A 9,571-nucleotide genomic window follows, 5' to 3' on the forward strand; every position below is an offset into this window, starting at 1 on the left:
TCAAGGTGCCCGTTTACGGCGCGATGAAACGGGCGGTCAACAGCCTCACCGAGTCGGCTGCCGTCACCTACGGCCCGGAAGGCATCCACGTCAACGCCATCGCCCCTGGCAACACGGCGAGCGAGATGATAAGCACCTGGGAAAAGGGATCACCCGGTCTCCGAGAGCGGCTCACGGCGCACACCCCGCTGGGCCGCGCGGCCGACCCGCAGGAGATCGCGCAGGCCGCCGCCTGGCTGCTGAGCGACCGCTCCTCCTACGTGACCGGCACGGTCCTCCGGGTCGACGGTGGCGCGCCGGCTTGAGCCAGGGACGCCTCTATCCCTGTTCACAGCCACTCGTTGATCGCCGCTACGAGGACGGTCGCCGCAGGAGCCGAGTTTCTTGCGGTTGCGGATGTGATCGGCCTTGTCCGGGATGGTGCAGTGGATCCCGCCGTCTGCGCAGGTAGGCGCGGTTCTTACGGGAGGCGTAGGCCTTGTCGGCGCGCACCCGCGTGGGCCAGGTGCATGGCCTGCCCGACCCCAGTCGTGGCACCCTGATGCGCCCCAGGACGACCTCGAACTGCGGGGAGTCGCCGCGCTGCCCGGCAGTGATCACGATGGACATGGGCTTCTGGCCCTGCTCGACGGCCAGGTGCAGCTTGGTGGTCAGGCCGCCGCGCGAGCGCCCAAGGCCGTGGTCGCCCGGCTCGGCGGAGACGCCGCCGGGCGGCTCCTTCTGCAGGTCCCCCTTTTCCGTGCCCCGGCGGCATGCTGGTGGGCACGGACAATGGTGGAGTCAACGTTGATCTCCCAGGTGATCACCTTGGCATCGGCCCGGACCTGCAGGGCTGTGAAGATCCGCTGCCAGGTGCCGTTGCGCTGCCACCACCGACGGAACAGGTCGTACACCCGGCCCCAGGGTCCGTACTCCTGCGGCATGTCCCGCCAAGGGGTGCCGGTACGGACCCGGAAGCGTATGCCGTCAACCAGCCGCCTCCTGATCCATATCGGCGGTCGGCCGAGCTTCTTGCCCCTCGGCAACCGGGGCTCCAGCACCGCCCCCTGCTCGTCTGTCAAATCTCCACGCGCTATGAACCAAGATCATCCCACGATCAAGATCCACTTTCGACACACGCCCTAGATACGGCCCACGTGGGTGTCTGGGCGTACCTCGGGAACCGTTCTCTAACCGGTCATCTCCACCGGCGTGCCGGCACGGAGCCCGCGTCGCAGCCTGCGCAACTCTCCGATCCGCGCAGCAGGTACATGATCGACGGGATCGGGAAGAGCAGCAGGGCCAGGTTGGGGATCCACCATGTCAGGGACCAGTCCCCCCGCAGCGCCCAGAAGACGACGGCCTGTAGCCCCGCGGTGCTGGTCAGGGTCAGGGAGACCAGCATGAGCGGGACCATCAGCGGGCGGTGTCGGGCCGCCCACTGGCCGGTACAGCTGCCGGCCAGGGCGAGCGAGAGGAGTCCGGTCACGCTCGCCGCGATGTCCAGCGGCAGGAACGAGTAGTTCCAGTCACTCATCACCGGGTCTCGGTAGTCCTTGTAAGCGTACTCCGCCGGGATCACCGCGAGGATGGCCGCCGACCAGTAGAGGAGGAAGCCGACGTCGGTCACGAGCATCGCCGACTTGATGTACCGCAGGCCGCGCGGTGCGGGGCCGTGCTCTGCCGTCCATGAGGGGCCGGGCGCCGTCATCAGTGTTCGAGACCTCCTCCGAGATACATCACGGCCACGCCGAGGATGACCAGGGCGATTCCGGCGAGCGTGGCGAGGCGTACCTGTTCGTCGAACAGCACGACGCCGCCGACGAACGCCCCGACCGTGCCCACGCCCGACCACACGGCATACACCGGTCCGACGTTCAGCGACTTGAGCGCCTGGGCGAGCAGGACGAACGCCAGCCCGTAGCCCACGACCACCAGGACGCTCGGGCCGAGCCGGGTAAGCCCGTGCGAGGCGCGCAGGGCCAGCGTGGCCATCACCTCCGCGAGAATCGCCCCGGCCACCATCGCGACGCCCATCAGTCCGTCCCCTCGGCCCGCTGTACCGTCAGATCCTCGATGAGTGCGCGCAGCCGACGGTGGTCCGCGCCCGTCGGCGGGGCGAGGCCGAGCAGACGCGCCGTCCACCAGCCGTCCACCGCCATGCGTACCAGGGAACTGACCCCGGGCGGCAGGCCGTCCTCGTCGAGCCGCTGCTGCCAGCGCCGGTACCGCTCCTGAAGGATGTCGAGGACCTCCGGTCCGCCGGCCGCGGCCAGCAGGGCGAGGGGGACCGCAGCCTCCTGGGGCTCGCCCTCGTCGGGCACCTCCGCCGGGATGGAGGCGTCCAGCCATGCCCGGGTGTAGGCGCCGACGGGGGCGTCGGGGCCGGGCAGTGCCGCCTCGAACCGGTCGGCGAGCCGCTTCACGACGCCCTGCACCAGGGCCGACTTGGAGGGGAAGTGGTGCAGCAGCCCGCCCTTGCTCACGTCGGCCTCGGCGGCCGCCGCGTCGAGCCGGACCGCGTCCACGCCGCCCTTCACCAGCAGTCTCTCCACTGCGTCGAGGATCCGGTCACGCACCTGCTTCACCTGTTCCTGCCGAGGTCAGAGCAATTCCCGACCGTCTGGACGGTCGTGAAAGCATAGCATGCGGCCGCGAGGCAATCTCCGGGAGCTTGACACCTGCCGCCGGAGAATCGGATTCATTACCTCCATATGAATGTGCCCCCAGGTTTCGAGTTGTCGTTGACACTCTTGACTTCCGGGGGCTAGTTTCGAAAACCACTCAAGGCTGACAGGTCCCTTCTGCGGACCGAGCCGGTGACGATCATCGGTGGCACCTTCGGGGGACGCCACGTATACGGGGGGATTGAATTGACCGGTAACTCGCCCTGAGGGGCTCAGGGCGCCACCGTCGCGTGCGATCACGCGGCGCGCCGCCGCTCCCGGCCAGTGCCGAGCGGTGATCAGGTCAATGACGACCTTTTCCTTGCTGTGTGCCGCGCCGTGTGCCGCGGATTCCCGGTGCGCCCTTCTCTGATTTCTTCCGTGCGTGCCTGCCGGCGTGCGCGGAATTCACAGCGCTCGCACCTGCGTGCCCCCTGCCCACGAGCCGTGCCCTGCGCACACGCTGCCCGGGCGCAGGGGGACGTTCGTAATCGACCTGGAATCTATCGAGGGAACGATCATGAGTGCATCCAGCGTGTTAAATCCGGGGGGCAATCCTCCCGACATTTACTCGCGGTTCTCGTCATTCACCATGGCCGACGACCTGATAAACGCAGGGCTGTATCCCTATTTCCTGCCCATGGAGGGCGGTGAAGGCCCGACCGTACGCCGTGGCGGCCGCACCCTGATCATGTGCGGTTCCAACAATTACCTGGGCCTCACCGGAGATCCCAGGGTGCTGGCCGCCGCGCGCGCCGCGCTCGACCGGTACGGCAGTTCCAGCACGGGATCCCGCTTTCTCAACGGCAACACCGACCTGCACGAGGAACTCGAGGCGGAGCTCGCCGCCTTCCTCGGCAAGCCCGCGGCCCTGGTCATGTCCACCGGTTACCAGACGAATCTCGGCGTCATCGCCGCGCTGCTCACGCCGCGCGACTACGTCGTGGTCGACCGCAGCGCACACGCCTCGCTGGTCGACGGCTGCCGGCTGAGCGGCGCCAAGTTGCGCTGGTTCCCGCACAACGACGCCGAGGGCCTGCGGCAGACCCTGGAGCGCATCCCGGACGACGCCGGACGGCTCGTCGTGGTCGACGGCGTCTACTCCATGGAAGGCGACATCTGTGACCTGCCGGCGATCGTACGGGTCTGCGCCGCCCACGGGGCGCGGCTCCTCCTGGACGACGCCCACGGCCTCGGTGTGCTGGCCGAGGGCCGAGGCACCGCCGCGCACTTCGGGCTGACCGACGAGGTCGACCTGATCACCGTGACGTTCAGCAAGTCGCTCGCCTCGCTCGGCGGTGCCGTCGCCGGCACCGAGGAGGCCATCCACTACCTCAAGCACCATGCGCGGAGCCTGATGTTCAGCGCGTCCACCACGCCCCCGAACACCGCCGCCGCGCTGGCCGCGCTACGCATCCTGCGCTCCGAACCTCACCTCGCCGCCGCGGTCCGGGACAACGCCGAGTACGTCCGGCGCGGTCTGGCCGTGGCCGGCGTGGAGACGGGCCTGAGCAACACCCCGATCGTTCCGGTCCCGACGCCCGACGCCGTCGGGACCCTGCGCATGTGGCAGCGGCTGATGAGCCGGGGCGTCTACACCAACCCCGTCCTGCCTCCGGCCGCCGAGCCCCGGATGCGCACCAGCTACATGGCGTCGCACACCACGGACCAGCTCGACCGCGTGATCGACGCCTTCGCCGGGGAGGCCGCGCACCTGCGCGATGCGGGGCGGAGCATGCGCGAGGCGAGCGTCGCATGACCGGCGCTCTGCCCCGCGGCCACGCCTCGGCCCTGGCCGCCGCGGGCCTCGCCACCGGCGTCTGCTTCACCGCGACGACGGCGTCCGCCGAGGACCTCGGCGGCGTCGCGGTGCCCGCGCTGATCGCCGTACTCGCACTGGGGGCGGGCGCGGTGCCGGCCCGGCTGTTCCGGGGCTTTTGGCCACGCCACCACGGGGCCGCCGAGGCCGGCGGCCCCGTGGTGGCCCTCGCGCTGCTCGGGCTGAGCATCGTCGTCGCGTGTCCCGGGCGTGCCCAGGCGGCGGCCGCGCAGCTCGCGCTCACCGGACTCGTCACCGGATTCCTCACCGGACTGCCGCTGACGGACCCGGAGCGCGGGACGAGCGGCCCGGCCCGGGCGGCCCGCAGTGTGACGTGGTCGGCCGGGGCGCTCGCCGCCGGCTGTGCGGCGGCCGCGTGGCAGCTGCCGGAGGCGCGCGGGGCGGCCAGCGCGCTGGCCTGTTGCTGCGCCCTCCTGCTGCTCACCCGCTCCCCACAGGTCAGCCGTCCGACGCTGCCACGGAGGCAGTGATGGGACCCCGTCAGCCGTGAACTTCCCTTTCGTACGCACCAAGGAGCCCCAATGTCCCGCTTAGGTCTCGTCGCTCGCGCGCTGCGCCTGACGATCAGCAGGTCGCACGCCGATCCCACAGCGGACTACGACGCCGCGAGTTCCGACTACGACACGTTCTTCAGCCCGGTGATGGGCGGTCACTCCACGGCGGCCCTCGCAGAGGTGCCCATCAGCCCCGGGGACACGGTGGTCGAACTCGCCTGCGGCACCGGCCACCTGACGGCGGAGATCGTACGCCGTCTGGACGGCCGCGGCACGGTCCTGGCGGTCGACAAGTCGTCCGGCATGCTGGAGGTGGCCGGCGGGAAGGTGAAGCCGCTCACCGAGGCCGCTCCCGGTCTGCGAGTGGAGCTGTCCGAGGGGGACATGGACTCCTTCATCCAGGGCATCCCGTCGGCAAGCGCCGATCTGGTGGTCGTTGGCTGGGCCATCTGCTACAGCAAGCCGCCCCGGCTCCTCGCCCAGATCGAGCGGGTGCTGCGCCCCGGCGGCCGGGTCATGGTCATCGAGACCCGGGCCGACGCCCACAAGGCACTCACCGACGGCCTGGAGCGGGTCTTCGCCGACGACCCCTCGCTGCTGACCAGTCTGATCCGGGTGTCCCTGCCCAAGAGCGCGGCAGCGGTGGCGCGCTGGTTCACCAAGGCCGGGCTCGCCGTCGACGTCCAGCGGGAGGGGGCGCAGGTCATCCCGGCCCACACCCCGGCCGCGGTCCTCGAGTGGGTGCAGCGGTCGGGCGCTGCGGCGGGCTTCAAGACCGCCGTGGACAACGACCGTGAGCAACTGGTCCTGAACCGGGTCGAGGCTGGCCTCGCCGAGATCCTCGCCCGGCAGGGCAGCCTGGACATCGAGCACACCTTCGTGGTGGTCACCGGCAGCAAGCCGGTCAGGGCCGGCGGCGGCCGCGGCGCACGTCACGACGAGGGGGTCGGAGTCGGATGACGGAGTCCCCGGCCACGAAGTCCGCCCCCAAGCCGTCGCCCGCGCCGGTGCCCGCCGCGGGTGCCGACGGCGCGGCGGGCGGCCGGGTCCACCGCGGGCTGCACCGGTTCGCACGGCAGCTCGTAGCGCGCCCCAAGACCGTCATCGCGCTGTGGGTCGTCCTCATCGCCGTCTGCATGCCCATCGGCGGACAGCTCACCTCCGAGCTCACCGACCAGGGAGCCTCCAAGGTCGTCCCCGGCACCAGCAGCGCCGACGCCGACGCGATGACCAAGCGCTCCTTCCCGCAGCGGTCGGAGCGTGAGGTCACGATGGTCGTCGAGGCCCCGGACGTCAACAGCCCGGACGCGCGCGCCTTCCTCGCCGGCCTCGACGACCGGATCGCCGCCCGGCAGAGACAGGGCGAGGTGGCGGGCACAGCCTCGGCGTACACCGTGTTCCGGGACGCGACCGAGCAGTTCCTGTCCACGATACGGACCCAGGCCCGCGAGCAGGGTGGCACGGTGGACGAGCGCCGCCGGTACGTCGACGGCCAGGTGGACCGCGGGCTGATCCCCGCCGCGCTGGCCACCGCCGCCCGCCAGGCGGTCGAGGCCACCGGCCCGGACGGGATCGCCCGCATCGCCCGGGAGACCACCGTCGACGCGGACTGGCGCCGCTTCCCGCTGCCTGTTCCCGCCGACGCCGTGGACCGGCTGATCTCCACCGACGGCCAGGTGGCCCCCGTATCGGTCGCCTACCCGATGAACGGCGAGAGCGACCCGGACGTGGAGTGGCTGCGCGACACCGCGCACGAGGTGCTCGCCTCCCAGGGAACCGGTGACGCGATCACCGTCCACGTCACCGGGGAACTCGCCCTCATCCACGACACCTATGAGAAGGCCGAGTCGGACAACGCGCTGATGGAGATGGTGGCGTACGTCATCATCTTCCTCGTCCTGCTCGTCTTCTTCCGCGCCCTCGTCCCGGCCGTCCTGACGCTGGCGGTGGTCGGCCTGTCGATGAACGTCAGCCAGGCCGCCCTGTTCGGCCTCGCCCAGCAGGTGACGCTCACCCAGTTCACCGTCACCATCATGCAGTTCGTGATGCTGGGCGCCGGCGTCGACTACAGCATGCTGCTGTCCTCCCGCTACCGGCAGGAACGGCTCGCCGGCCGCTCGCCCAAGGAGGCCGCCGTGCACGCCACCGTGCACGCCGGCGAGAGCATGCTGCTCGCGGCGGCGGCCGTGGTGCTGGCCTTCGGCGCCACCCTGCTGTCCCCGGTGGACTGGATCCCGCCGCTCGGCTACGGCGGCCTCATCGGCATCCCGATCGTGCTCGCCGCCGCCCTCACCCTTACCCCCTGCCTGCTCGTCCTGCTCGGCGACCGGTTCTTCGCGCTGGGCCGGGCACCCCTGTCCGACCTGGAGCGCAACGGCGCCATGGGCCGTCATCTGCGGCGTACGGCGGAGTTCGCCCGGCGCCGGAAGGTGGCCGTCGTCGCGGTGTTCCTCGTCGCGACCATCCCCTTCGCGGTGCTGGCGGCGGGCAACCGCTCGACGTCGGACCCGGTGAAGCTGAGCCCCGTCACCGATTCCCGGCAGGGCTTCGAGACGCTCGTGGGGGCCTGGGGCAACAGCGCGGCACTGCCGACGACCGTGGTGGGCCACGCCGCCGACGGCGTGGTCCGCGACGGCACGCTGACCGAGCAGGGCCGGCAGGAGGTGGCGCGGCTGACCGAGCAGCTCGCCGCCACCGAGGGCGTCGCCTCCGTCGACTCGGCCACCCAGCCGTTCGGCAAGCCGTGGTCCGCCGAGCAGGCGGCCCAGAACCAGGCCTTCCTCGGCGACTATGTGGCCCGCGACGGCACCCTGCGGTTCGTCGTGGTCCTGGAGGACGACCCCTACTCGTCCGCCGCGGCCGACACGATCAGCAGACTTCAGGACACGGTCTCCGACGCGCGCGCCGACGTGGGAGAGCTGGAGATCGGCGGCGCCACACAGGTGGATCTCCAGTACGGAGCGGCGCTCAACTCCAGCTTCTGGCAGATGGTGGCCCTCGTCAGCATCGGTGTGTTCATCATGCTGGCCTTCACCCTGCGCTCGCTGCTCGTCCCCGTCCGGCTGATCGCGACGATCATGATGAGCAACGTGTGGGCGGTCGGGATCACCGTGCTGATCTTCCATCAGCTGCGGGGCGAGGTGGTCATCGACGATCTGCCGATCTTCCTCACCGTCCTGATGATGGGGCTCGGCATGGACTACGAGATCTTCCTGGTCACCCGGGTCCGAGACCTCATCCGCAGCGGCATGTCCCAGGACGAGGCCACGATGGCCGCCGTCGTGGACACCGGCCGGGTGATCAACGCGGCCGGTCTGGTGATGGCGGGCAGCCTCGGCACCATGGCGCTGTCCTCCACCCTGATGCTCCAGCAGTACGGCGCCGGACTCGGCACCGCGGTGCTGCTGGACGCCACGGTGATCCGGATGCTCTTCGTGCCGGCCACCCTGCTGTTGCTGCGCCGCTACAACTGGTGGTTCCCCACCCTCCGCAGGCGCTCGCCGCAGTTGGCCAAGGCGGGGTGACCGGCGGTGGCGACGACCCGCTTCGCCTCCGGCAGCCGACGGTCACGGGCCCTGACCGGGCTGCGCCGACGCACTGCGGCGGCCCCCGTCGCCTCGGCGGCCGTGCTCTTCGCACTGCTCGCCGCGGTGCGGGTGGCCGGCGCGTTCAGCTTCCCGCTGATGGCGCTGTCGGTGGCGCTGAGCGCGGCCGTCCTGCTTGTCCTGGACCGCGACCGGTGGGCCGACGCGGGCATCCGCCGCTTCGCTGGGGTCGGTCCGGTGGTCGTGTGCGTGGTCGTGGTGGCCCTGGTGTACGCGGAAACGTTCCTGGCCACCCGTACGGCGTTCGGCGCGGACGACGACAACTGGACGGCCTGGGTGCCGAGGATCTTCGACGGGCTCGTACCCGGCGCCCGGTGGGCGGACGTGGCCGCCATGGTGCTGGCCATGGGCGTGCTGGTGCCGCTCGTCGAGGAGGTCTGCTACCGGGGCGTCCTGTACCGGGCGGTGGAGCAGCGCTGGAACACCCGCACGGCCGTGGTGTCGACGGCCGCGGGCTGGGCGCTGGTCCATCTCGGTGACTACGGCCTCAACCCGCTCAACCTGAGGGTGGTGTGCGGAGTGCTGCCCTCCGTATTCCTCATGGGCCTGGCCCTGGGCATCTGCCGCGCGGTCACCGGCTCTGCCCTGGCCTGCGCGGTGGCCCAGGGTATGTGCAACCTCCTCCTGCTCGGCGCGGTCCTGCTCTGGATCTAGGGGTGTCCGCAAAGTCAGGGCAGCCAGAGTTGTAGGCGGGCGAGGGTGACCATGGGCTGTAGTGGCGGGCTCGTTAGTCGTATCGGGTGGCCAGGGCTTTGTTGTGGTTGAGCCGGGTCCGCAGACTCAGCCCCCGCTACGAGCGCGATCCCCGTAACTACCTGGCCTTTCTCGGACTCGCGGCAGTCTTGTGCTGCTACAAGCGCCTCATCCGCCTCACCACGTAGGAAACGGTCTTAGAGGTCCTAACAAAGGCGTTGGACGTGGCGGTGGGTGATGAGGCAGGTGGCGAGGCCGAGGAAGGCTTCGTGGATGTCGTCGCGTCTCTCCCAG

At 70.6% G+C, this 9,571-nt stretch carries 10 protein-coding genes and 2 pseudogenes; 7 read left to right on the plus strand and 5 right to left on the minus strand.

Annotated elements, in window-relative coordinates; all coding sequences use genetic code 11:
• Positions 1-2 precede the first annotated feature (2 nt).
• Positions 3-305: pseudogene (locus ABZ192_RS40475) on the plus strand (SDR family oxidoreductase); the annotation flags it as partial.
• Positions 306-351: 46 nt separating this feature from the next.
• Here ABZ192_RS40475 and ABZ192_RS40480 read toward each other — a convergent pair.
• The 5 genes from ABZ192_RS40480 to ABZ192_RS40500 all read right to left on the minus strand — a co-directional run bounded on the left by ABZ192_RS40480 (position 352) and on the right by ABZ192_RS40500 (position 2,567).
• On the minus strand, positions 352-726 hold the full coding sequence (locus ABZ192_RS40480; RefSeq protein ID WP_356929476.1) for a transposase: 375 nt from the start codon (positions 724-726) through the stop codon (positions 352-354).
• Positions 651-1,061, minus strand: coding sequence for a transposase (locus tag ABZ192_RS40485; RefSeq protein ID WP_356929463.1), 411 nt, complete (start codon positions 1,059-1,061; stop codon positions 651-653). Before ABZ192_RS40485 ends, ABZ192_RS40480 begins: the two co-directional genes overlap by 76 nt.
• A gap of 116 nt (positions 1,062-1,177) precedes the next feature.
• Positions 1,178-1,690 carry a DUF5360 family protein gene (locus ABZ192_RS40490; RefSeq protein WP_356929464.1) on the minus strand — a complete coding sequence of 171 codons (513 nt, stop codon included), beginning with the start codon at positions 1,688-1,690 and terminating at the stop codon, positions 1,178-1,180.
• Positions 1,690-2,016, minus strand: coding sequence for a multidrug efflux SMR transporter (locus tag ABZ192_RS40495; protein ID WP_356929465.1), 327 nt, complete (start codon positions 2,014-2,016; stop codon positions 1,690-1,692). The genes ABZ192_RS40490 and ABZ192_RS40495 overlap by 1 nt, the downstream gene beginning before the upstream one ends.
• Positions 2,016-2,567 carry a TetR/AcrR family transcriptional regulator gene (locus ABZ192_RS40500; protein WP_356929466.1) on the minus strand — a complete coding sequence of 184 codons (552 nt, stop codon included), beginning with the start codon at positions 2,565-2,567 and terminating at the stop codon, positions 2,016-2,018. Before ABZ192_RS40500 ends, ABZ192_RS40495 begins: the two co-directional genes overlap by 1 nt.
• Positions 2,568-3,237: 670 nt before the next feature.
• Here ABZ192_RS40500 and ABZ192_RS40505 point away from each other — a divergent pair.
• From ABZ192_RS40505 to ABZ192_RS40530, 6 genes and pseudogenes are all read left to right on the plus strand, one after another.
• Complete coding sequence (locus tag ABZ192_RS40505) at positions 3,238-4,404, plus strand: 8-amino-7-oxononanoate synthase (RefSeq protein ID WP_356929467.1); 1,167 nt, start codon at positions 3,238-3,240, stop codon at positions 4,402-4,404.
• Positions 4,401-4,955, plus strand: coding sequence for a hypothetical protein (locus ABZ192_RS40510; protein ID WP_356929468.1), 555 nt, complete (start codon positions 4,401-4,403; stop codon positions 4,953-4,955). The genes ABZ192_RS40505 and ABZ192_RS40510 overlap by 4 nt, the downstream gene beginning before the upstream one ends.
• A 51-nt stretch (positions 4,956-5,006) precedes the next feature.
• Positions 5,007-5,939: a methyltransferase domain-containing protein gene (locus ABZ192_RS40515; protein WP_356929469.1), complete on the plus strand. Its 933-nt coding sequence runs from the start codon at positions 5,007-5,009 to the stop codon at positions 5,937-5,939.
• A complete protein-coding gene (locus tag ABZ192_RS40520; protein WP_356929471.1) occupies positions 5,936-8,503 on the plus strand; it encodes an MMPL family transporter in 2,568 nt (855 codons plus the stop codon). The genes ABZ192_RS40515 and ABZ192_RS40520 overlap by 4 nt, the downstream gene beginning before the upstream one ends.
• Before the next feature lie 6 nt (positions 8,504-8,509).
• Positions 8,510-9,238 (plus strand): CPBP family intramembrane glutamic endopeptidase, encoded by a 729-nt coding sequence (locus tag ABZ192_RS40525; protein WP_356929472.1) that lies wholly within the window; start codon positions 8,510-8,512, stop codon positions 9,236-9,238.
• 80 nt (positions 9,239-9,318) lie between these two features.
• Positions 9,319-9,465, plus strand: a pseudogene (locus ABZ192_RS40530) (IS5/IS1182 family transposase); the annotation flags it as partial.
• Positions 9,466-9,571: the final 106 nt, after the last annotated feature.

Origin of the sequence: Streptomyces sp. NPDC006235 (assembly GCF_040613735.1) — a bacterium.
Lineage (GTDB): Bacteria > Actinomycetota > Actinomycetes > Streptomycetales > Streptomycetaceae > Streptomyces.

What these genes read in the sequence shown, in the direction of transcription:
- ABZ192_RS40520 (WP_356929471.1), top strand. Translation starts at nt 5,936, where the DNA reads ATGACGGAGTCCCCGGCCACGAAGTCCGCCCCCAAGCCGTCGCCCGCG.
- ABZ192_RS40495 (WP_356929465.1), bottom strand. Translation starts at nt 2,016, where the DNA reads ATGGGCGTCGCGATGGTGGCCGGGGCGATTCTCGCGGAGGTGATGGCC.
- ABZ192_RS40510 (WP_356929468.1), top strand. Translation starts at nt 4,401, where the DNA reads ATGACCGGCGCTCTGCCCCGCGGCCACGCCTCGGCCCTGGCCGCCGCG.
- ABZ192_RS40490 (WP_356929464.1), bottom strand. Translation starts at nt 1,690, where the DNA reads ATGACGGCGCCCGGCCCCTCATGGACGGCAGAGCACGGCCCCGCACCG.
- ABZ192_RS40505 (WP_356929467.1), top strand. Translation starts at nt 3,238, where the DNA reads ATGGCCGACGACCTGATAAACGCAGGGCTGTATCCCTATTTCCTGCCC.
- ABZ192_RS40515 (WP_356929469.1), top strand. Translation starts at nt 5,007, where the DNA reads ATGTCCCGCTTAGGTCTCGTCGCTCGCGCGCTGCGCCTGACGATCAGC.